General features: G+C 62.9%; 25 protein-coding genes. 16 read left to right on the plus strand and 9 right to left on the minus strand.

The genetic code is table 11. The annotated features are described in order from the left end of the window. The first annotated feature begins 12 nt into the window (after nt 1-12). From rpsE to GOB93_RS02730, 14 genes are all read left to right on the plus strand, one after another. Nucleotides 13-585 (plus strand): 30S ribosomal protein S5, encoded by a 573-nt coding sequence (gene rpsE / locus GOB93_RS02665; RefSeq protein ID WP_173581963.1) that lies wholly within the window; start codon nt 13-15, stop codon nt 583-585. Further along, a complete protein-coding gene (rpmD, locus tag GOB93_RS02670; RefSeq protein WP_173581964.1) occupies nt 578-766 on the plus strand; it encodes a 50S ribosomal protein L30 in 189 nt (62 codons plus the stop codon). The genes rpsE and rpmD overlap by 8 nt, the downstream gene beginning before the upstream one ends. A 1-nt stretch (nt 767) precedes the next feature. Continuing rightward, nucleotides 768-1,262: a 50S ribosomal protein L15 gene (rplO, locus tag GOB93_RS02675; RefSeq protein WP_173581965.1), complete on the plus strand. Its 495-nt coding sequence runs from the start codon at nt 768-770 to the stop codon at nt 1,260-1,262. A gap of 125 nt (nt 1,263-1,387) precedes the next feature. Continuing rightward, on the plus strand, nt 1,388-2,749 hold the full coding sequence (secY, locus tag GOB93_RS02680) for a preprotein translocase subunit SecY (RefSeq protein ID WP_173581966.1): 1,362 nt from the start codon (nt 1,388-1,390) through the stop codon (nt 2,747-2,749). After that, the gene (locus GOB93_RS02685) at nt 2,746-3,414 is read left to right on the plus strand and encodes an adenylate kinase (RefSeq protein ID WP_173581967.1); all 669 of its coding nucleotides are present in this window, start codon (nt 2,746-2,748) and stop codon (nt 3,412-3,414) included. Before secY ends, GOB93_RS02685 begins: the two co-directional genes overlap by 4 nt. A 143-nt stretch (nt 3,415-3,557) precedes the next feature. Next, nucleotides 3,558-3,935 carry a 30S ribosomal protein S13 gene (rpsM, locus tag GOB93_RS02690; protein WP_146885085.1) on the plus strand — a complete coding sequence of 126 codons (378 nt, stop codon included), beginning with the start codon at nt 3,558-3,560 and terminating at the stop codon, nt 3,933-3,935. A 115-nt stretch (nt 3,936-4,050) separates the two neighbouring features. Continuing rightward, nucleotides 4,051-4,443, plus strand: a complete 393-nt coding sequence (rpsK, locus tag GOB93_RS02695; RefSeq protein ID WP_173577791.1) for a 30S ribosomal protein S11 — start codon at nt 4,051-4,053, stop codon at nt 4,441-4,443. Nucleotides 4,444-4,575: 132 nt separating this feature from the next. Then, a complete protein-coding gene (locus tag GOB93_RS02700; RefSeq protein WP_173581968.1) occupies nt 4,576-5,595 on the plus strand; it encodes a DNA-directed RNA polymerase subunit alpha in 1,020 nt (339 codons plus the stop codon). A 22-nt stretch (nt 5,596-5,617) separates the two neighbouring features. Beyond that, nucleotides 5,618-6,043 (plus strand): 50S ribosomal protein L17, encoded by a 426-nt coding sequence (rplQ, locus tag GOB93_RS02705; RefSeq protein WP_173581969.1) that lies wholly within the window; start codon nt 5,618-5,620, stop codon nt 6,041-6,043. Nucleotides 6,044-6,235: 192 nt separating this feature from the next. Further along, nucleotides 6,236-7,285, plus strand: coding sequence for an ABC transporter substrate-binding protein (locus GOB93_RS02710; RefSeq protein ID WP_173581970.1), 1,050 nt, complete (start codon nt 6,236-6,238; stop codon nt 7,283-7,285). A 21-nt stretch (nt 7,286-7,306) separates the two neighbouring features. After that, nucleotides 7,307-8,074, plus strand: coding sequence for an ABC transporter permease (locus GOB93_RS02715; protein WP_173581971.1), 768 nt, complete (start codon nt 7,307-7,309; stop codon nt 8,072-8,074). Nucleotides 8,075-8,079: 5 nt separating this feature from the next. After that, on the plus strand, nt 8,080-8,865 hold the full coding sequence (locus GOB93_RS02720) for an ABC transporter ATP-binding protein (protein ID WP_173581972.1): 786 nt from the start codon (nt 8,080-8,082) through the stop codon (nt 8,863-8,865). 150 nt (nt 8,866-9,015) lie between these two features. Further along, a complete protein-coding gene (locus GOB93_RS02725; protein ID WP_173581973.1) occupies nt 9,016-9,255 on the plus strand; it encodes a hypothetical protein in 240 nt (79 codons plus the stop codon). 135 nt (nt 9,256-9,390) lie between these two features. Further along, nucleotides 9,391-9,570: a DUF1328 domain-containing protein gene (locus GOB93_RS02730; protein WP_173581974.1), complete on the plus strand. Its 180-nt coding sequence runs from the start codon at nt 9,391-9,393 to the stop codon at nt 9,568-9,570. A 175-nt stretch (nt 9,571-9,745) separates the two neighbouring features. Here GOB93_RS02730 and GOB93_RS02735 read toward each other — a convergent pair whose 3' ends face one another. Beyond that, nucleotides 9,746-10,303 carry a helix-turn-helix domain-containing protein gene (locus tag GOB93_RS02735; protein ID WP_198912660.1) on the minus strand — a complete coding sequence of 186 codons (558 nt, stop codon included), beginning with the start codon at nt 10,301-10,303 and terminating at the stop codon, nt 9,746-9,748. An 83-nt stretch (nt 10,304-10,386) separates the two neighbouring features. Between GOB93_RS02735 and GOB93_RS02740 the strand changes: the two genes are divergently transcribed. Next, nucleotides 10,387-11,265, plus strand: a complete 879-nt coding sequence (locus GOB93_RS02740) for a DMT family transporter (RefSeq protein WP_242010498.1) — start codon at nt 10,387-10,389, stop codon at nt 11,263-11,265. Nucleotides 11,266-11,360: 95 nt separating this feature from the next. Next, nucleotides 11,361-12,512, plus strand: coding sequence for a UDP-galactopyranose/dTDP-fucopyranose mutase family protein (locus GOB93_RS02745; RefSeq protein ID WP_173581977.1), 1,152 nt, complete (start codon nt 11,361-11,363; stop codon nt 12,510-12,512). 322 nt (nt 12,513-12,834) lie between these two features. Here GOB93_RS02745 and trpA read toward each other — a convergent pair whose 3' ends face one another. The 8 genes from trpA to GOB93_RS02780 form a co-directional block, all read right to left on the minus strand. Continuing rightward, entirely contained in the window at nt 12,835-13,656 is an 822-nt protein-coding gene (gene trpA, locus GOB93_RS02750; RefSeq protein ID WP_173581978.1) for a tryptophan synthase subunit alpha, read from the minus strand. Further along, the gene (gene trpB, locus GOB93_RS02755; RefSeq protein ID WP_173582020.1) at nt 13,653-14,876 is read right to left on the minus strand and encodes a tryptophan synthase subunit beta; all 1,224 of its coding nucleotides are present in this window, start codon (nt 14,874-14,876) and stop codon (nt 13,653-13,655) included. The genes trpA and trpB overlap by 4 nt, the downstream gene beginning before the upstream one ends. Before the next feature lie 220 nt (nt 14,877-15,096). Continuing rightward, nucleotides 15,097-16,266: an MFS transporter gene (locus tag GOB93_RS02760; protein ID WP_242010480.1), complete on the minus strand. Its 1,170-nt coding sequence runs from the start codon at nt 16,264-16,266 to the stop codon at nt 15,097-15,099. Nucleotides 16,267-16,301: 35 nt separating this feature from the next. Beyond that, entirely contained in the window at nt 16,302-16,433 is a 132-nt protein-coding gene (locus GOB93_RS21915; protein ID WP_277877198.1) for a hypothetical protein, read from the minus strand. Further along, nucleotides 16,430-16,687 (minus strand): hypothetical protein, encoded by a 258-nt coding sequence (locus GOB93_RS02765; protein WP_173581980.1) that lies wholly within the window; start codon nt 16,685-16,687, stop codon nt 16,430-16,432. The genes GOB93_RS21915 and GOB93_RS02765 overlap by 4 nt, the downstream gene beginning before the upstream one ends. 359 nt (nt 16,688-17,046) lie before the next feature. After that, on the minus strand, nt 17,047-18,492 hold the full coding sequence (locus GOB93_RS02770; RefSeq protein WP_173581981.1) for an FAD-binding oxidoreductase: 1,446 nt from the start codon (nt 18,490-18,492) through the stop codon (nt 17,047-17,049). A gap of 309 nt (nt 18,493-18,801) precedes the next feature. After that, nucleotides 18,802-19,338 (minus strand): hypothetical protein, encoded by a 537-nt coding sequence (locus GOB93_RS02775; protein WP_173581982.1) that lies wholly within the window; start codon nt 19,336-19,338, stop codon nt 18,802-18,804. Then, nucleotides 19,335-20,417: an L-threonylcarbamoyladenylate synthase gene (locus GOB93_RS02780; protein WP_173581983.1), complete on the minus strand. Its 1,083-nt coding sequence runs from the start codon at nt 20,415-20,417 to the stop codon at nt 19,335-19,337. Before GOB93_RS02780 ends, GOB93_RS02775 begins: the two co-directional genes overlap by 4 nt. Between the last annotated feature and the right edge of the window lie 90 nt (nt 20,418-20,507).

Here is a 20,507-nt window from a genome sequence, read left to right on the forward strand (position 1 = left end):
GGAGGTCACGTAATGGCACGTGAACCGAGAGAAGGCGGCAGAGGCCGTGAGCGTGATCGCGACCGCGAGGGCGACGATCTGATCGACAAACTCGTCACGATCAACCGTGTGGCGAAAGTGGTGAAGGGCGGACGTCGTTTCGCTTTTGCTGCTCTGGTCGTGGTCGGTGACCAGAAAGGCCGCGTCGGCTACGGAGCGGGTAAGGCCCGTGAAGTGCCGGAAGCGATCCGCAAGGCAACCGAGCGCGCTAAACGCGGCATGATCCGCGTCCCGATGAAGGAGGGTCGCACCCTTCACCACGACGTCGCCGGACATTTCGGCGCCGGTAAAGTGGTCCTGCGTTCGGCTGACGCCGGAACGGGTATCATCGCAGGCGGCCCGATGCGCGCGGTGTTCGAAAGTCTTGGCATCAACGACGTCGTTGCCAAGTCGCTCGGAACCCGTAACCCGCATAACATGGTGAAAGCCACGTTTGCTGCTCTTGAGCGTTGCGCAAGCCCCCGTTCCGTGGCCAGCCGCCGTGGTAAGAAGGTTGCCGACATTCTGGGCAAGCGCGAGCATGCAGCGGAGGGTGCTGATGTCTGAGGCAAAGACAACAGTCCGCGTCACCCAGATTGCGTCCGGTAACGGACGCAAGCCGGGCCAGCAGGCTACGCTGATCGGTCTCGGTCTCAACAAGATCGGCCGTACGCGTGAACTGCAGGACACGCCGTCCGTGCGTGGCATGCTGCGGAAAGTAGCCCACCTGATCAGGGTGGAGGATTGAAATGAACCTGAACGAACTGCGCGATAACGAGGGTTCCCGTTATCGCAAGAAGCGCCTCGGCCGCGGTATCGGCTCCGGCAAGGGCAAAACATCCGGTAAGGGTGTCAAGGGTCAGAAGGCACGTGAAGGCGTGTCCCTGAACGGCTTCGAAGGTGGTCAGCTGCCGCTCTACCGGCGTATGCCGAAGCGTGGCTTCAAGAACATCTTCCGCAAGGTCTACGCGCCGGTTAACCTCGGCGCCGTCGACAAGGCGATCGCCGACGGCAAGCTCGACGGCTCCGCTGTGGTGAACGAGGAATCTCTTCGCAAGGCGGGTCTCGTCGGCACGGGCAAGGTGGCAGGTATCCGCCTTCTGGCGCGTGGCGAGATCTCCCGCGCGATCAATGTCGAGGTTGCCGGGGCCTCCGCCTCCGCGATCGCCGCTGTTGAAAAGGCCGGTGGCTCGGTGAAGACCACGGTCGCGCCGAAGCAGACAGCCGAAGCTGCGTCGTCGTGACATCCGGGAGCGGACCGGGGTGGTAAGCACCGGTCCGGTTTCCCCTGTGGCTTTGCAGACCCCGGCGTCTGCCATAACAGCGTCCCGCTTTGCGGCGGCGCTGTTTTTCGTGAAAGGACAGGCGTATGGCCTCGGCGGCTGAACAGCTTGCAGCCAGTTTCAATCTCAGCTCGTTCAACAAGGCGACCGAGCTCAAAAAACGGATCTGGTTTACGCTTGGCGCCCTGATCGTCTACCGGCTGGGAACATACATCCCCGTGCCCGGCATCGACGCGACGGTGATGGGGCAGCTGCTCGCAAAGCACCAGGGCGGCATCCTCGGCATGTTCGACATGTTCTCGGGCGGCGCGCTCGGACGCATGACCGTTTTCGCCCTGAACATCATGCCTTACATTTCGGCATCGATCATCGTTCAGCTGATGTCGACAGCACTTCCCTCGCTTGAGGCGCTCAAGAAAGAAGGGGAGCAGGGACGGAAGCGCCTGAATCAGTACACGCGCTATCTGACCGTCGCAATCGCCTTCTTCCAGGCCTACGGAATCGCCGTCGGGCTGGAGCGGATGAGTTCGGACGCCGGTTCGGCCGTCGTGAATCCCGGCATGTTCTTCCTCGTCTCCTGCGTGTTCACCCTCGTGGGTGGCACGATGTTCCTGATGTGGCTGGGTGAGCAGATCACGTCCCGTGGTGTCGGAAACGGCATCTCCCTGATCATCTTCGCCGGTATCGTCGCCAACCTGCCACATGCGCTCGAAACCCTGTTCCAGCTCGGCTACACCGGCGCACTCTCGCCGATCTTCGTGCTGATCTTCCTCGTGCTGGCCGCAATCACGATCACCTTTATCGTGTTCATGGAACAGGCCCAGCGCCGCGTGGTCATCCAGTATCCGAAACGGCAGATGGGCAACCGCATGTTCGGCGGCGAGTCGACGCATATGCCGCTGAAAGTGAACACGGCGGGCGTCATCCCTCCGATCTTCGCCTCATCGGTGCTGCTGATCCCCGTCACGATCTCCGGCTTCATGGCCGGGAAGGGAATGCCCGGCTGGCTCTCCTTCCTGGGACAGCAGCTCGGCCAGGGGCAGCCGCTCTACATGCTGATGTATGCGGCGATGATCATCTTTTTCTCGTATTTCTACGCCGCGGTAACCTTCAACCCGGATGAAACCGCGGACAACCTGCGCAAGCAGAGCGGCTTTATTCCCGGTATCAAGCCGGGTGCTGCGACCTCCGCGTATTTTGACCGGATTCTGACGCGACTGACGACGATCGGTGCGTTGTATCTGGTAGTGGTCTGTCTGCTGCCGCAGATTCTGATCAGCCGGTATAATGTGCCGTTCTATTTTGGCGGCACGAGTCTGATCATCATCGTGTCGGTCACGATCGATACGGTCACGCAGATCCAGTCACACCTCGTCGCTCATCAGTATCAGGGTCTCATCCAGCGCAGCCGGCGCGGCGGAATGAATCGAAGGATCATTCGGAAATGAACATCATCTTTCTGGGCCCGCCGGGCGCGGGAAAGGGCACCCAGTCCAAACGTCTCGAAGCCCGGTACGGCATCGCCCAGATCTCCACGGGCGATATGCTTCGCGCCGAGGTGAAAGCCGGCTCGGAAATCGGGCAGGAGGCGAAAACGCTGATGGACGCCGGCAGGCTCGTGCCGGATTCCATGATCGTCAGCATGCTTGAAAAGCGTATTCAGCAGCCGGACTGCGCGAAAGGCTTCATTCTCGACGGCTTCCCGCGCACGGTCGGCCAGGCCGAGGCGCTCGACGAAGTTCTGGCGCGGCTGAAAAGCCAGATCGATGTGGTGCTCGTCCTGCAGGTCGATGAAGACGCGCTGGCGGATCGAATCGCCGGACGCTTCTCCTGCGCGAAATGCGGCGCAAGTTATAATGATGTGTCGAAGCCCACGAAGGTGCCTGACACCTGTGACGTGTGCGGCTCGCATGACTTCGTGCGCCGCGCCGACGACAACCGGGAAACGGTGGCCTCGCGCCTCGCGTCCTACCGCAAGGAAACCATGCCGCTTCTGCCTTATTACGAGAAAAAGGTGAAAGTGGCGTTCATCGACGGAATGGCACCGATTGAGGACGTGAGCTCTCAGATCGATACCATCATGCAGGAAGTCGAACAGATCACGCAAAAGTGATCAGTTTTCATTGACTCTCGGAGGCCGGTCGGTCTATTGCGCGCGCTCTGGACCGTGCGGCCGCTTCTGCGGCTCTGCAGAGGCAAAGATTCTTTATATGAACGCTCGGGCGCGCAGCCGGGCGGATACCAGGAGTGTGCAGCGTGGCGCGTATTGCCGGCGTTAATATCCCGACCAACAAGCGGGTCGTAATCGGACTTCAGTATATCTACGGAATCGGTGAGACGAAGGCGAAGCAGATCTGCAAAGCCCTCGACCTTCCCGACGCCAAGCGGGTGAACGAACTCAGCGACGACGAGATCGCGAAACTCCGCGAGACCATCGATAATGGTTATCGCGTCGAGGGCGACCTCCGCCGTGAGACCGCGATGAACATCAAGCGTCTGATGGACCTCGGCTGCTACCGCGGTCTCCGTCACCGTCGCGGCCTGCCGGTTCACGGTCAGCGCACGCACACGAATGCCCGCACCCGCAAGGGTAAGGCCGTGGCGATCGCGGGTAAGAAGAAAGTCACACGCTGAGCTGTTGCCCGCCTGGCGGGCAATATTGGAATTCTTCACGTCCCGGACGGTATCCGCCGGGGCGTTCTGGCAGATATCATTCTGTCGGAGCAGTTAAAGAACAGGGCTATCAGATATGGGCAAGGCCGCCACTCCGCGTATCCGGAAGAAAGAGCGCAAGAACATTATTTCGGGCGTGGCGCATGTGCTGTCCACGTTCAACAACACCATGATCACCATCTCTGATGCACAGGGCAACGCCATCGCCTGGTCGTCGGCCGGTGCTCAGGGTTTCAAGGGCTCACGTAAATCCACCCCTTACGCAGCGCAGGTCGCTGCCGAGGATGCGGGCCGCAAGGCACGTGAGCATGGTATGGAAACGCTGGACATCGAAGTCTCCGGTCCGGGGTCGGGGCGTGAGAGCGCTCTGCGCGCCCTGCAGGCCGTCGGTTTCCAGATCGCCTCAATCCGCGACCTCACCCCGGTGCCGCACAACGGCTGCCGCCCCCGGAAGCGTCGCCGCGTCTGATCCCGGTTCGGGCGGCGGCGAATGAATGGTCAGCCGCCCGCATCGCTGATGAGACGTGAAATGAACCTGCCCCGGTCATGCACCGGGGCTGTCCGCCGTTTTTACGGCGTCCCTTTTTGAAAGGCCGACACCTTGGTGCTCCAGAAAAACTGGCAATCCCTGATCAAGCCGGAAAAGCTGGAAGTCGAGCCCGGAACCGTCCCGTCGCATGTCGCGACGGTGGTCGCGGAGCCGCTTGAGCGCGGCTTTGGCTTGACGCTCGGTAACGCGCTGCGTCGTATCCTGCTGTCTTCCCTGCAGGGCGCAGCCATCACCGCGATCCAGATCGACGGTGTGCTGCACGAATTCTCCTCCGTGCCGGGTGTGCGCGAGGACGTCACCGACATCGTGCTGAACATCAAGCAGCTCGCGCTGAACATGCACGGCGAAGGCCCGAAGCGTATGATGCTGACGGCCACCGGACCGGGCGAGGTCCGCGCAGGCCAGATCCAGACCGGACATGGCATCGAGATCATGAACCCGGACCTGGTAATCTGCACGCTTGATGACGGCGTGAAGCTCGGCATGGAATTCACGGTCAATATCGGTAAGGGCTACGTCCCCGCCGCCGCCAACCGTCCGGAAGACGCGCCGATCGGGCTCATCCCCATCGATGCGATCTACTCGCCGGTCAAGCGTGTGTCCTACAAGGTCGAGCCGACCCGCGTCGGACAGGTCACCGATTACGACCGCCTGCTGCTCACGGTCGAGACCAACGGTTCCGTCACGCCCGAAGACGCGGTCGCTCTGGCTGCCCGTATTCTTCAGGATCAGCTGCAGCTGTTCATCAACTTCGATGAGCCGCGTCCGGTCGTTCCGGCCGAGCCGGAAGACGATCTGCCGTTCAACCGCAATCTGCTGCGGAAAGTGGACGAGCTGGAGCTTTCGGTGCGTTCCGCGAACTGCCTGAAGAACGACAACATCATCTATATCGGTGATCTCGTTCAGAAGACTGAGCAGGAAATGCTGCGCACGCCGAATTTCGGCCGGAAGTCGCTGAACGAAATCAAGGAAGTCCTGACCACCATGGGGCTTTCGCTTGGCATGAATGTTCCGGCATGGCCGCCGGAGAATATCGAGGATCTGGCGAAGCGGCTCGACGAGCCCTTCTGATCCGCAACAAGGAGACTTAACAATGCGTCACGGTGTTGCCGGTCGGAAGCTCGGCGTAACCTCCACCCATCGCGCGGCGATGTTCCGCAACATGGCCGTCGCCCTGATCAAGCACGAGCAGATCACGACAACCCTGCCGAAAGCGAAAGAACTTCGTCCGGTCGTCGAGAAGCTGATCTCGCTTGGCAAGCGCGGCGATCTGCACGCCCGTCGTCAGGCTTATGCACAGCTGCGTGACGATGCCGTCGTCAGCAAGCTGTTCTCAGTCGTCGCCGAGCGTTACAAGACACGCACCGGCGGTTACGCCCGTGTCCTGAAAGCCGGCGTCCGCTATGGCGATGCCGCTGACATGGCCGTCATCGAGCTGATCGACCGGGACGTGTCCGCAAAGGGCCAGGACAGCGGCCCGCGTCCGGTGCACGAGACCCAGGACGACCTCGCCGCCTGAGTGTAGCTCAGCGGAAGAGAAAAAGCCGGCCTTCATGGCCGGCTTTTTTTGTCTGGCGTTTGCGAATACATAAACACCTCACTGTTTGCAGAATGTAAAATTATCAAACTGACGGCCGATATTGTGTATCCCGACTAAACGGCTTATTATTACGTTCATGTTTCGTGGTAATAAGCGCAGGACTCGTCGCTGATGAAGAAAAGATTTTTCCGCACGTCCGTCCTGCGCGTTATCGCCGCAGCCTGCCTTGCTTTCCTGACCGGAACAGGAGCCGCCCTCGCGGCAACCCCGGTGCGGGTCGGTTATATCCCGGTTCTCGGATCGTCCGCCCTGTTCGTCATCGACGGCAAAGGCTGGGCAAAGGACGCCGGGCTTGACCTGGAGCTCGTGCGCTTTACCTCCGGTCCTCAGGCTATCCAGGCCCTGGTGGCGGGACGCATCGACGCCTACGTCGCCGGCGTATTGCCTCTCCTTCAGGCCCGCGGTCATGGTGTGGACGTGAAAGTCCTCGCGACCGGTGCCATCGAAGAACTTTCCGTCGTGGCCCGTGGCCCTCTCGCCGCAGGCTTGGACCCCGCAAAGCCCGGCAATCTGACGCGGGACGCCCTGACGGAGCGCCTGTCGCATTTCGCCACAGCCACCGGCCGGAAGCCGAAAATCGCTGCACAGCCGCAGGGCTCGGTGCCCGACACGGTGCTGCGATACTGGCTGAAAGAAGAAGCCGGTGTGGCGCCGGACTCCATCGACATCGTCGGAATCGACATCGACGCCGCCCAGCAGGCTTTCCTCGCCGGTGCGGTCGACGCCGCGATCCTGCGGGAACCCGCCCTGACGATCATCCGCGCCCGCGTGCCCGAAGCGCGTATTCTGGCCACCGGCCACGATCTGATGCCCGATCAGCCCGGCTCCGTCTTCGCCGTCCTGCGCCCGGACGATCCCGACCGCGCCGCGTGGAAAGGAAAACTGACCGCCCTGTTTGTCAAAGCCACGGCCCTCGTCTCCGCCCATCCCGATGAAGCCGCGCCGTACGTCGCCACGGCTCTCGGCGGCGGACTGATGAAGCCCGCACTGATCGAAAGCGCTCTCCGGGCCTCGGCGGCCGATTTCGTCGCCGATCCCGGCCGCATCACTGCGAGCGTCGGAACTCTCCAGGATTTCGAGGTGTCGCAGGGTCTCCTGCGCAAGGCGGTTCCGGTCGCTACGCTGTTCGATCTCCAGACCTGGCATCAGGCCGCGCCATAAGCCGCCGGAAATTTCGATATCATGATCGTCCTGCGCCCGGGAACCGGGACGCGCGCGGCCCTGAGCATCGCCGGGCTCGTCGCTCTTCTCGCCGTCTGGCAGGCCTGCGTGCAGTATCGCGTCGTACCGCCCGGCCTGCTTCCCGCCCCCTCCGAACTCTGGCCCGCCTGGCAGAGCGAACTGAGCGGCGGCTACTGGCAGCAGGCCGTCCGCGACAGTCTCGGTCATTACTGCGCCGGTCTCGCTATCGGTTCGGTTCTCGGCGCCGCGCTCGGACTCGTCTGCGGCGCCGCACCGCTGGCCGACGCGCTCACCAGTGGAATCGTCCGTCTTCTGCGCCCGATCCCCGGCCTCGCCTGGGTCCCCTTCGCAATTCTCTGGTTCGGCCTGAACAATGCCGGTGCCACCTTCGTGATCGCCATCTCGGTCTTCTGGATCAATTTCTACGCCGCCTGGGGCGCCGTAAAATCTGTCGACCCGGAACTTTACGAAGTCGCCGCCGCCTTCGGTCATGGCGGCGTTCTGGCCCGCATGCGCTACGTGATTCTTCCCGCATCCTGCCCCGGTCTGCTCTCGGGATTCCGCGCCGGACTCGGGCAGGGCTGGATGTCCGTCGTAGCGGCGGAACTCTTCGGCGTCCCCGGTATCGGCGCCCGGATGATGCAGGCTTCCAGCCTGCTCGCGACCGATATCGTCGTGGTTTACATGATCACCATGGCAGCACTTTACGCACTGACCGATTTTCTCTTCGGCTTCCTGCGTGACCGTCTGTTGCGCTGGCAGGGCTGAATCCTATGACATCTCTGGTCAGGCTCGAAAACACGGGCCTCTCCCATGACGGAAAACACTTCATCTTCCGTCACGTCGATCTGACGATCCGAACCGGCGAATTCGTCGCCGTCCTCGGCCCGTCCGGCGTCGGGAAATCGACGCTTCTCCGCGTCGTCATGGGCCTGATCCCACCCACCGAAGGTCAGGTCACGCTGGCGCCCTCACCATCGGCGCAGCAGGTCGGATCACGCCGCACCGCGCTCGTGTTTCAGGACGCGCGGCTCATGCCGTGGCGCAGCGTGCGGCGGAATGTCGAACTCGGCCTGGAAGGTCTCGGCCTGAGCCGCAATGACCGCCACGCCCGCGCCGAAGAAAGCCTCCGTCTCGTCGGACTCTCAGCCGAAGCGAGCCGCTGGCCACGTCAGCTCTCAGGCGGCCAGCGACAGCGCGTCGGCGTCGCCCGCGCCCTGACCGTCAATCCCGACCTCCTGCTCATGGACGAACCGTTCGGCGCGCTGGACGCCATCACCCGCGCCGGTCTGCAAGCCGAACTGCTGACGATCCGGGAGAAAACCCGCAAGACCGTGCTGTTCGTAACGCATGACATCGACGAGGCGATTCTTCTCGCGGACAGAATCGTCGTGCTGGCCGGCAAACCGGCATCGGTCCGCGGCGATCTTCCTGTCGGACCACGCCCGCGCGATCCATCCTCAACGGCCATGCGGGCTCTCGCCGACCGACTCCGCGCCCTCATCGCCGGCGAACCCGATCCCGGCGGCGCCGCTTACTGGCAGTCGGCGGAAATCTGAGCGGCCTGCCAGCCATCCGCCAGCAACGCAGCGCCCGTCACACAGGCCAGGCGTTGACCCGGCCACCGCATTCGACACACAGTGCCGCCGGAAATCAGAACCAGAATTCAGCATCAGAAACCGAACCGGACATCACCAGAGGAGACCGTCATGGCAGACACCGCAGACGACAAAAAAGCTTACACCCTTGAGGAGGGCGTAGGCCGGCTGCAGGACGAGTCCGGTTACAGCGCCGCCTCATCCGGCCCCTCGTCCTGGGTGCGCTGCAGTGACTGCGTCGCCGACGGTCTCGACATCGTCCGGGACATCACAGCCGACATTCCGCTCGTCGCGCTCGGCGTCGCCGCCCTGGCCGGATTTGTCACCGGCGCGGCCTTCGCCCGACGCTGAACAGAGCCGTCGCGTATTTCGCTGTCGATCCGGTACAGGAAATAATCCGCCCGGACCCGGCGCGCGGTGCAACCCGCGCCCCGGCAATCTGTTTATAAAAGCGACGGCATTTCGCCATCTTAACGGGAGGATGCGATGCTCAAGCTCGCTTTATTTTTCCTGGTGATCTCGATCATCGCAGGTCTGTTCGGCTTTGGCGGCATCTCCAGCGCGGCGGCGGGAATGGCGAAGATCCTGTTCTTCATCGCCATCGCCATCTGCATCATTCTGTTCGTGTTCGTGCTGATCGGCGTAGGCGCCGCATCAGGACGATGATGCTGGCAGGCCGGGCATCATGCCCGGCCTGCCAGCAAATACGAGACAGAAGATACGAGAAAACCAGTACAAAAAAGGCTGCCGTCCCGCAGGACAGCAGCCTTTTTTGCGTAATAACCGGACTGCGTCGCACCGGTTCCTGATGGCGGAAAATTAATATCAGCAGTCAGACCGGTCATTCCACCGTGGTCCGCACGAACCGGACCAGATCCTCGCCGATATTGACGTAGCTGTAAGCCTGCGCGCTGCTGTAAATCGCGAAATCCCCGGCGGCAACCGTCAGCGTCTCCGGCCCCAGATCGATGCGAAGCGTCCCTTCGGTCACATAAGTCATCTCCTGCCATCCCGGCGGATCGGGCTCGGCATGATAGGAATCACCCGGCCCCAGCGACCATAACCAGAGCTGCGCTTCACGACGGGCCGCTACGCTGCCCAGCAGCACGCCCTCGCTCCCTGCCACCCTGCCTCGCCAGGCCAGCGCCCTGATCCGGCGCGGTTCCGCCTGCGGATCGGAAACCATCTGCACGAAATTCGTGCCCAGCGCCTCCGCCAGCCGGTCCAGGCTGGCAAGGCTGATATTGGTGTCGCCCCCTTCGAGACTGACAATCGTACGGCGACTCAGCCCCGACGCTTTCGCGAGCGCGTCCTGACTCATGCCCGCATCTTTGCGAAGACGCCGCAGATTCCAGCCAAGATGAGAGAGAACACCCTCTCCCTGGGGTTGATTGTGCATTATAGTGCTCATATATACCGCGCATTATGTTGCACACATCCCCTGATCGCAAGCAGTACGGCTTCAGACCGACCCGCCAGGAAATGGCACTGGTGGGCATCACCATGCTGTGGGGAGCGTCGTTTCTCATCACGCAGACAGGGATGCAGTATAGCGGACCTCTGTTCTTTGTGGGCGTCCGTTTTCTCACGGCCGGCGCCATCACTCTCGCGCTGTTCCTGAAGACTATGCGCGACGTCACCCGGCGCGAACTGATCGCCGGCGCCGCGATCGGCCTGTCGATCTGCCTCGGCTGCGGCCTCCAGAGCTACGGGCTGCAGACCATCACCAGCAGCCAGTCAGCCTTCCTGACCGCGCTCTACGTGCCCATCGTCCCGCTGATGCAGTGGTTCGTGCTCCGCAAAGCCCCGCATGTCATGACCTGGGGCGGAATCGGCCTCGCCTTCATGGGACTCATGCTGCTCGCCGGACCCGGCGCCCATCACATAGGCCCGGGCCGGGGCGAGATCGCAACCCTGCTCGGCACGGTCGCAATGGCCGCCGAAATCATCCTGATCGGCCGTTTCGCAACCCAGGTCGACAGTCGCCGCGTCACCGTCGTGCAGCTGCTCTGCGCCGGCCTGTTCTCCCTGCTGTTCATGCCGCTCACCGGCGAGGCAGTGCCATCCTGCACCCCCGTCTGGGCAGCCTGCGCCATCGGTCTCGGCGTCGCGAGCGTCATCATCCAGCTCACCATGAACTGGGCACAGAAAGTCGTCTCCCCGACCCGGGCAACGATCATCTACGCCGGCGAACCGGTCTGGGGCGGCATCGTCGGCCGCCTCGCCGGCGACAGCCTGCCCTCGCTGGCCCTGCTCGGCGGCGCCTTCATCATCGCCGGCGTGGTCGCAAGCGAATGGCGCCCGAAATTCGCCTCCGCGCCCGGAAGACGTTCCAAAGCAAGATCCGACGTCGCGATCTGACCAGCCCCGCCATCACCCTCACAAACCCTATAAGCAAAAAATTCACACTGACCCCGTAACCAGACCGGAACACGTCAATCCGGTGCGGGGCCATTATGAGATACTGCGTTGTCGGGGGAGGGTTCAGCGGCGCCATCGTCGCACGCCATCTCGCTGAAAAAGGTCGCCAGGTCCTCCTGATCGACGAACGCGCCCATCCGGGCGGCAACTGTCACACTGAGCGCGATGCGTCCACCGGCGTCATGGTCCACCGCTACGGACCACATATTTTCCACACGGCCGATCGCCGCGCCTGGGATTACGTCAGACGCTTCGGAACATTCCATCCCTACATCAATCGCGTGAAAGCGGTCTCACAGGGAAAAATCTACACGCTCCCGATCAGTCTTCTCACGATCAACCAGTTCTTCGGCACCACCATGGGACCCGCCGAAGCCCGCCGGTTCATCGCCGGAAAAGCCGACCGCACGATTACGGAACCCCGTAATTTCGAGGAACAGGCCCTGTCCATGATCGGTCCCGATCTCTACCGGGCTTTCTTTTACGGCTACACCCGCAAGCAATGGGGCATCGAGCCCGCCGAACTCCCGGCCTCGATCCTGAAAAGGCTCCCCGTCCGCTTCAGCTACGACGACAATTATTTCACCCACCCCTGGCAGGGCATCCCCGAGGCCGGCTACACGGCGGTCATCCGGAATATCCTGTCCGTCCCCGGTCTTGAAATCCGCCTGGGAGCCCGTTTCGAGGATATCGAAGAACCTTTCGCTCACGTCTTCTATACTGGCCCGCTCGACCGCTTCTTCGGGTTCCGCAACGGAAGACTCGGATACCGGACGCTGGATTTCGAACGATTCGAAGGGGAGGGCGATTACCAGGGCACGGCAGTCATGAATTACTGCGACGAGACAACGCCCTGGACACGCATCTCCGAGCACAGACATTTCGCGCCATGGGAAAACATAACATCCGGCAGAACCGTCTGTTTTAAAGAATTCAGCCGTCTTTCAGGCCGGAACGATATTCCGTACTATCCGATCCGGCTCGTCGACGAGAAGAAAATGCTCGGTGAGTACCTCTCCATGGCCCGCGCCACAGCCGGCGTCTCGTTTCTCGGCCGTCTCGGAACCTATCGTTATCTCGATATGGACGTGACGGTCTCCGAAGCCCTGAGCGCCTGTGACCTGATCAACCAGACACTCGAATCCGGCCAGCAACTGCCCGCCTTCTTTACGGACCTGACGGCCTGATCGTCCGTAATCCGGTAAGCCGTGCTCCGATCTTCATCGACTTCCCAAGGCTGCCGATGACGGAGGCATCTCAGGATGTTCCGGCAATACTTAAAACAAACGCAGACTCTCTGCTTCCCGTCTCATCGAAAACAAAGGCATTTATGTATTTGCCAGCAGGAGACAAAGCAGGGCTCCGCCCTTCATTTCTTTAATTTAACAAATCGGGATCAAAGGGACTGCGTCCCTTTGTGGGGCTCGGGGCAAAGCCCCGAAAAGCTACCCCCGCCTGCATTCGCAAAACACATAAACGCCAAAACAGGGTCCCGGCACCAGGTCCGTCTCAGCCCCCCTGCCGAACCGCCTTCGCCAGCCCCCGCAACTGCGCCAGCACCGCCGGCACCGTCTCCGCCGTCGCGTGCCCCTCCGCATCCAGCGTCCCGGCCAGCGTCGCCAGCAGCGCCGACGCCACCACAGCCCCGTCCGCAATCCGTGACGCCTCAGCCGCCTGCTCCGGTGTGCGAATGCCAAAGCCAATCGCAACCGGCAGTTCCGTCGCCGCCCGCAGCCGGGGCAGAGCCGCCTCAAGATCAGCGACGCTCGCCGAACGCGTGCCGGTAATCCCCGTGATACTCACATAATAAACAAACCCGGAGGCATGGCTCAGCACCAGCTTCAGTCGCTCGTCATCCGTCGTCGGCGCAACCAGACGGATAATGTCCAGCCCGTTCTCCGCCGCGCAGGCGCGCATCACGCTGCCTTCCTCCGGTGGCATATCGACAATAATCAGCCCGTCGATCCCGGCCCGCGACGCATCCTCGCAAAACCGCAGCATCCCGTAGACCTCGATGGGATTGAGATACCCCATCAGAATCACCGGCGTATCGGAATCATTCTTGCGAAACGCCCGCACCATCTCAAACAGACGCGGCAGCGTCGCCCCCGCCTTCAGTCCGCGACGCGCCGCCTGCTGAATGACCGGCCCGTCCGCCGAGGGGTCCGAAAACGGCATGCCGATCTCAATCAGATCCGCTCCCGCTTCCGGCATCGCCCGAAACAGCTCAAGCGAGGTCTCGAAATCCGGATCGCAGGCCTCAAGATACGGAATCAGCGCCCCGCGCCCGGCTTCCTTCAGTGCCGCAAAACGGCGTGCAATGCGGCTCACAACGTCACTCCCAGATGATCGGCAACCGTGTTGATGTCCTTGTCACCCCGACCGGAAATATTGATGACCAGCAGCGTCTCCGGACTCAGCGCCGGCGCGATCTTCGTCGCGTACGCAATGGCATGAGCGGATTCCAGCGCGGGGATAATGCCCTCCGTCCGCGTGCAGAGCTGAAACGCCTCCAGCGCCTCATCATCCGTCGCACCGACATACTCCGCCCGGCCGATCTCATGCAGCCAGGAATGTTCCGGCCCGACCCCCGGATAATCCAGCCCCGCGCTGATCGAATGCGCCTCGTCGATCTGCCCGTTCTCATCCTGCAGCAGATAGGTCCGGTTGCCATGCAGCACACCCCGCGACCCGCGCTCGATCGAGGCCGCCGTTTTGCCGCTGTCCAGCCCATGCCCGGCCGCCTCGACACCAATCAGCCGAACCGAAGGATCATCGAGAAACGGATGGAAAATCCCCATCGCATTGGAACCGCCGCCAATCGCCGCGACAATCACATCCGGCAGACGCCCTTCCTTCTCCCGCATCTGCGCTTTCGTCTCATCGCCGATCACGCTCTGAAAATCGCGCACCATCGCAGGATAGGGATGCGGCCCCGCCACCGTCCCGACCAGAAAATAGGTGTCGTGAACATTCGCCACCCAGTCCCGCATCGCCTCGTTCATCGCATCCTTCAGCGTGCCCGCGCCCGCCGTCACCGGAATCACCTCGGCGCCCAGCAGCTTCATCCGGAACACATTCGGCTGCTGCCGCACCACATCGGTCGCGCCCATGTAGATCACGCACTGCATCCCGAACAGCGCACACACCGTCGCCGTCGCCACGCCATGCTGCCCCGCGCCGGTCTCCGCCACGATCCGCTTCCGCCCCATCCGGCGCGCCAGCAGGATCTGCCCCATCACGTTGTTCAGCTTGTGCGAGCCGGTGTGGTTCAGCTCCTCGCGCTTCATGTAGAGCTTCGCGCCACCGCAATGCTCCGTCAGACGCCGCGCAAACCACAGCGGGGAAGGGCGCCCGACATAATCCTTCAGATAAAACGCCAGCTCTTTGTGAAACGCCGGGTCCGCTTTCGCCGCTTCGTAAGCCGCTTCCAGCTCCAGGATCAGCGGCATCAGCGTCTCGGCGACAAACCGCCCGCCAAGCCCGTCCCCGAAATGACCCGATGCGTCCGGTCCGTTTCGCAGACTGTTCGTTCTCGTGCTGTCCGTCATGCCTGTACCGATCTCTGCTGCCTGCGCCCGCGCCACGGGCGGGGGCCGTGTGGTCAGGCGGTATAACAGAGGCACAGGGAAAGCGTCCATGCGGCGTCGCTCCCGAACCGGCCACGCTCCGTTCCCGGCGCGACCCCGTCAGCCCTCTTCCAAAACCCGCCCCGCCGCAGCCAGGCCGCCACAGTCGGCCCACTACTGGCAGCCCGCCACTGGCAGCCCGTCAGATCCGCTTCGGCTGTTCCATGCCGGACGATCGCAGCTCCGTCATGTAAAGAAGCAGACTCACAAGAACCAGGCCGGCTCCGGTCAGGCTCGTCAGCCCCCAGCCGCCGTGAAAATACGTCCAGGCGCCAAGAGTCGATCCCGCCGCGCCCCCCATGAATATCACAGTCATATAGGCCGCGTTCAGCCGCCCGCGCGCATCGTCGCTGAGACTGTAGACAACCCGCTGACTGACGACCTGATTCGCCTGCACCGCCGTGTCCAGCGTAATCGCGGCGATCACCAGAACACCCATCGCCCCGGCGGAAGCCGCCCATCCCGACACCGCCCAGGACAGCATCGCAACGCACATCGCCATCCCCGTCACCAGACGCGTGTGCCCCCGATCCGCGAGCCGCCCCGCAAAAGGCGCCGACAACGCCCCGCCCGCGCCAGCCAGAGCAAAGGCCGCGATGGCCTGCTGACTCAGTCCGAACCGGTCGTGCAGCATCAGCGGAACACCCGTCCAGAACATGTTGAACACACCGAACAGCACACCCTGATACGTCATCCGCCGTCGCAGGGTGCGCGACACCACCAGAAGTCGCAACGTCGAGACAAGCAGGGGCCCGTACCCCATTCGCGGATGCGGATGCCGCACCGGCAGAACCCGCCACAGCAACGCGAATGTCGCGATCATCAGCCCGTCAGAAACCGCAAACACCGCCCGCCAGCCGAAATGCCCTGCCAGAAAGCTCGCAAGCGGACGCGCCAGCATGATCCCCGTAATCAGCCCGCCCATGATGTTGCCGATCACCCGCCCGCGCATCGCCGGCGGCGACAGCCAGGTCGCAAGCGGCACCAGCACCTGAGACCCGACGGAGCACACGCCAACGGCAAAGGAGGACAGCAGAAAAACGCCTGGCGACGTGCTCGTCAGCACACCGGCCAGACTCAGCACCAGCCCGGCCGTCAGCATCAGGGTCAGACGCCGGTTTTCAATAATGTCCCCCAGAGACACAAGAAAAAACAGACCCGCTCCATATCCGAGCTGCGTCAGCGTAACGATCGCGCCCGCCCATTGCGGCGGCACCCGAAGATCCCGCGCGATCGGCCCGGCAAGCGACTGCGCGTAATAGATATTGGCCACCGTCACGCCGCAGACCACGGCGAAAACCAGCGTCATCATCGGTGAAAGATGCCCAGGCCGCGGATCAGGACCGGTCATGCCACCCGCCCCGCGCCGGTCGCCCCGGCACCCTTCAGACCGGCATGGTAACAGAAATCCCCATATCCGATCCGAATGGCAAAACGCTCCGCGCGGACCACGCCGCCACCGGACACGGACCCTTTCATGACGAAAAGCCCTGACGCACCATAACTCTTTCTTTCATGCCGACTTTCATGCCGGTAATGATACTGAGCAGGTAACGATATGAGCGGAATGCGCCACCCGCAACAGACATAAATCGCTGTTTCAAAAGCCTTAAATGCACAATAATTTCATAACAGACCGATGATGCTGTCTGTTCGCCTGAGCCAGATTCAAAGAAGACATCACGATAAGCCCCTGATAAAAAATAAAAGTTTTCGGGTGCCGCCTTTTTCAAAAAGCTTCACCAAGAACTTCTTTATAATTTACCTGAAGTTTCACGAGCAGGCTCTGAAACAGGCACCCCGCCATCGGAGGCCCGTCTCCCTGACGCCCCCCGGCAATCCCGCAGGTCAGAACACCAATGACCGGGAAAGTCTTTTCAGGACAAGGACGCCTCTGAACCCCCTCACCGGGCCGACCCGGCGTAACAGGACTTCCGAAAACAGAAAATCCTGCCAGTCATTTGAAGATGTTTCAGAACGCCCGCACAGAACCGGCAGAAACGCTCCTCACTCCCGCCCGGTCAGTTCCGGAACACCCTGTCCTGCCCACGGTCCGTCCCGAAACCCGCCCGAATTTCCCGAATCCCCCGCCTCAGCCCGCGTCAGGCAGCATCTTGCCAGGATTCATGATCCCCTGCGGATCGATCGCAGCCTTGATCCGCCGCATGACATCCAGCTCAGCCCCGCCGCGCCATTCCGGCATCATATACGCCTTGAGCTGCCCGACCCCGTGCTCAGCCGAAAACGATCCGCCAAGATCACGGACAATCGCCGTCACCGCATCCATGATCTCATGATCGCGCGCGAGAAACGCCGCGCCGTCAGCCCCTTCAGGCTGCACCAGATTGAAGTGAATGTTGCCGTCACCGATATGCCCGAACGGCGCCACCCGAATGCCCGGAACCAGTTTCTCACACGCCGCCGTCGCCCGGTCGATAAACTCCGGAATCGCCGAAAGCGGCACCGACACATCGTTCTTCACCGATGTTCCGGCCCGTTTCTGCGCTTCCGAATGCTCTTCACGCAGCTTCCAGAACGCCAGCCGCTGTGCCTCGCTCTCCGCCAGCACCGCGTCGCTGACCAGACCGTCCTCCAGAGCCTTGCCCAGCACCTCCTCCATCAGCCCCCGCAGCGTGTCGCCACCACGCGGACTGGCCAGCTCCACCAGCACATAGGCCGGAGACGGCTCAGCCAGCGGCAGCGGCGCATCGGGAATCAGCGTGTTGACGAGCTTCATGCTCGGCCCGGACATGAACTCGAACGCCTGAATCGCACTCGGCTCGGCATTGCGGAACGCCGCGAACAGCGCCAGCGCCGCTTTCGGATCAGCCACGGCACACAGCGCCGTCTCAATGGATTTCGGCTTCGGCTGCAACTGCAGAATCGCACCCGTAATGATCGCAAGCGTGCCCTCGGAGCCAATGAAAAGCTGCCGCAACGCGTAGCCCGTATTGTCCTTGCGCAGCCGCCGCATCAGGTTCAGCACCCGCCCGTCCGGCAGCACCGCCTCAAGCCCGAGAACCAGCTCCCGCGCATTGCCATACCGCACCGTGTTGTTGCCGCCCGCATTCGTCGCCAGCACGCCGCCAATCTCCGCCGAACCCTCCGACGAAATCGACAGCGGCAGCATCAGCCCCGCATCGAAAGCCGCATCCTGCGCCGCTTTCAGCGTCACGCCGGCGTCGATGCTCATCGTATTGTCGATCCGGTCGATCTCACGCACCCGGTTCATCCGGCTCGTCAGAATCACCAGCTCCCGGCCGCTCGCATCCGGCGTCGCCCCGCCAACCATGCTCGTGTTGCCACCCTGCGGCACCACCGGAATCCCATGCGCCGCACACAGCCGCACCGTCTCCGCACAGGCCTCCGTGCTCGCCGGACGCGCCACGGCACACGCCCTGCCATGAAACATCCCGCGCCAGTCGGTCAGAAACCCCGCCATGTCCGACGCCTGCGTCAGCAGCCCGCCCGGCCCGAGAATCTTCTCAAGCGCGCTGATCAGAGTATCCGGAAGGGCGGCAGGGGAGGGGCTGGTCATGGCATCCGTCTCAGACATGAAAAAAACCGGAACACGCTGCCCCGCATGGACAGCGGAGCAAAACACACCCGATCCCCGCCGTTTGTCACGCAAACAGCGCGAACGCCACCCTCCACGCCTCACGCGCCGATCAATTCCCGTTAATTCCCATCCCGGACGGCCTCAAAGACCCCCTCAGACCAGGCCCCTGATAAAAACAGAAGTTTTTGGGTGCCGCCTTTTTCCAAAAAGGCGTCGTTTCCTGAAGCTTTCCAAAAAGCTCCGCCAGAAACGTCTTCATAACTGACGGGAAGATTTCACGGGCAGCCGCTAGTGCAGATAAACCGCGTTCGGCGTATGCACCGGCGCCGGCCGCAGCGAATGAAACAGCTCCGTCCCGGCAACACCCGCAATACAGCCGACAATCACCGCCAGCCCCACCAGCCCGAACCGCGTATGACTGGTCGACTGAACCGCCACAAGCTGACTCTGCGTCTCCGCCCGCGCCTGCTGGGTCAGAAACAGTTCAGCCTTTAACTGCGCATTGTTCGCCCGCGCCGTCCGCAGCTCCATATCCAGCCGCGTCACACTCTCCGTCAGCTCGCGAACCCGCGCCCGCTCCTGCTGCACATCTCCGGACGCCGTTTTCGATGCCCGGCTCCGCGTCGAGGACGCCGCCCGCTTCGGCGGATTGGGCGCGATCGCGGTAAACAGATTCTTCAGCGCGCCGCCCGTGATGTTGTTGCGCCGCGCCCGCGACCGGATCGCCTCCAGCGCGGTGGCCGACTGTCCGGGCTGATCTTCCAGCACCAGAGCAAGGATGTCTGAAAGAACCTTCAGCTCTTTCGGATCAAAAGTCTCGCTCATGCAACATTCCGCCGAAGATGGGACGAACCCTGCCGCCCGCCCGAAAAATCTGACCCGTCATCTGAACCGGAGCCACCCGAACCGGCCTCTTCCGAACCCCGCCGTGCGCCGGGACGCGGCGCCGCCGCGCGCGAAAGCCGGTCCCGGATGGCCGTCCCCAGCCCCCCGTCCGGCACCGGCTGCACCGCGATGCCCCGCAGCCCCAGCGCCGTCCCCTCACGATCCAGAACCCGAAGCCCGGCAAAAAGACGCGCCGCCGCCTCATCCGTCCGCCCCGACTCACTGAGATTCCACACCAGCCCCGCACCCGGCAGGGCAGGGCCAAACGCCAGCAACGCCTCATCCGCCGCCACAGTCGTCGCATCCAGACGCACCGGCAGCCCCGGCGCATAATGCGAGGTCAGCATACCCGGCCCGGCCGGCGCATCCGGCTCACCCTCCGCACTGTGACGGACGACAGACCCGATAACCGCCGCGATCTCCTCCGTTGTCACCCCGCCCGGACGCAGCAGCACCGCATCCGGACCCGACAGATCCAGCACCGTGCTCTCCACCCCGATCCGGCACGGACCGGTATCCAGAACCGCCGCGATCCGCCCGTCCAGACCGTCCAGCACATGATCCGCATCCGACGGACTCACCGCCCCGGACCGGTTCGCCGAAGGCGCCGCAACCGGCCGCCCCGTCGCCCGGAGCAGCGCCAGCGCCGCCTCCTGCGCCGGAACCCGCACCGCCGCCGTGGTCAGCCCCGCCGCCGCCAGATCGCAGATCCGCCCATCCGCCCGGCGCGGCAGAACCAGCGTCAGTGGCCCCGGCCAGAACCGCGCCGCCAGCGCCCGCGCCCGGTCATCCGCCACAACATGCTCAAAAGCGCTGTCCGCATCGGCAAAATGACTGATCAGCGGATTGAACCGCGGACGGTTCTTCGCGGCGAAAATCCGCGCCACCGCCAGCGGATCGGTCGCATCGCCGCCAAGCCCGTAAACCGTCTCGGTGCCGAACGCCACCAGACCGCCCGAGCGAAGAATCTCGGCGGCACGGGACAGGCCGGCTGGGGCTGCATCAAGGCGTTCGGTCATTCTGATCCTGCTGGAAAGACCGCCCGCATAACACAGAAAAGCGCCGGCTCGCCAGTATTCCCCAGGCCCCCCGAACGGCCATCCGCACAG

It is taken from the genome of Acetobacter musti (genome assembly GCF_011516835.1).
Lineage (GTDB): Bacteria > Pseudomonadota > Alphaproteobacteria > Acetobacterales > Acetobacteraceae > Acetobacter > Acetobacter musti.